Origin of the sequence: Bacillus timonensis, from assembly GCF_000285535.1 — a bacterium.
GTDB lineage: Bacteria > Bacillota > Bacilli > Bacillales > Bacillaceae_L > Ferdinandcohnia > Ferdinandcohnia timonensis.
Window position 1 is genome coordinate 489,366 of record NZ_HE610987.1, and the last position, 1,521, is coordinate 490,886.

At 37.5% G+C, this 1,521-nt stretch carries 1 protein-coding gene; it reads left to right on the forward strand.

The window, feature by feature from the left end:
* Positions 1-503: 503 nt before the first annotated feature.
* A complete protein-coding gene (locus BTHG_RS16725) occupies positions 504-1,409 on the forward strand; it encodes a nuclease-related domain-containing protein (RefSeq protein WP_010677883.1) in 906 nt (301 codons plus the stop codon).
* The last annotated feature ends 112 nt before the right edge of the window (positions 1,410-1,521 follow it).

The window sequence follows — 1,521 nt, forward strand, 5'->3', positions numbered from 1 at the left end:
GTCAACAGTCTGAGCCCTGCCTTTGGGCAGGCTATTTTCGTTAGGAATATAAGAGTGAAAACCTTTTAGATTTGATTCTTCATCTCGTTTGAGGCTTCATACCTCTGATGAAGGACTATCCACGTGGGCTTGGGCTGCGTTCGGGGCTTCATCACGGCCATGAAGGTCTTTCCACGTGGGCTTGGGCTGCGTTCGGGGCTTCCATCACGGCCATGAAGGACTTTCCACGTGGGCTTGGGTTGCGTTCGTGACTTCGTCACGGCCATGAAGGACTTTCCTCATTAGGTCTGGCTGCGTTCGGGACTTCATCACGGCCATGAAGGACTTTCCTCATCGGGTCTGGCTGCGTTCGGGGCTTCATTTTACCGATGAGGTCTTTTACTCACTTTCTACCCCAATTGGGGCCTTTACACACAATTTATAAAAAACTTGTGAATTTTGTCCTTTAAATCTACAAAATATTCAAATATAATGATGTTGAATACTAGAAAAGGATGTGGACTATGATTTATAAACACCGCAATAAACCTCAGGAATTAACTGTCTTTGAAATTCTAAACAAGCGAATTGAGTTATCCAGCAAGGACAAGCAATACTATTTTAAATTGAAAAAAGGGTACGCAGGCGAATTATTATTCGATTCTTTGACAGAAAAACTTCAATGCGATTGCTTAATTTTAAATGATTTATTACTCGAGGTGAATAATACAACCTTCCAAATTGATACCCTACTATTAATTGATGGCAAAATTTACATTTATGAGGTGAAATATTTTGAAGGCGACTACTATTATGAGTCAAATAAATTTTATAAAAAACCCAAACATGAAGTAAGTAACCCATTCCTCCAACTAGATAGGAGCGAATCTTTATTAAGTCAATTACTTCGCAACCACGGATTTCACCATCCCATTGATGCATCAGTTGTTTTTAATAACCCTACTTTTACCCTTTACCAAGCCCCCCTAAATTTGCGAGCCATATTACCGACCCAAATCCATAATCACATGAGGGCATTGGATGAAACCCCATCAAAAATAAATGAAAAACAGAAAAGAATTGCTAATCTGTTAGTATCATTACATATCACTAAATCCCCTTATTCTAAAATTCCTATCTATCACTATGAGCAGTTTCGAAAGGGAATAACTTGTAAAATTTGTGATTCCTTTTCCCTTAGCATTGAAGGTAGAAAATGTAAATGTCAAAAATGTGGATATCAGGAGTTGGTTGAAACTGCGGTACTGAGGGCAGTTAAAGAGTTTCAGACACTATTCCCAGATCAAAAAATCACCACCAATGTTATTTTTGATTGGTGTAAGGTTGTGCAGTCAAAAGAGAGAATACGTTACATTCTATCAAAGAATTTTACCTTGGTGGGGGTTCATCAATGGTCATATTTTAAATGAAAGGTGGTACTGTTCTTTTTATTAAAAAGGGAGATTCTTTATAAAACTTTCCATTAAAATTAATGGATATGGGATTTATAGGATATTGTTACTTTTTTGATCTTTATGAAGA

Coding starts and splice junctions, on each gene's coding strand:
- BTHG_RS16725 (WP_010677883.1), top strand. CDS start 504: ATGATTTATAAACACCGCAATAAACCTCAGGAATTAACTGTCTTTGAA.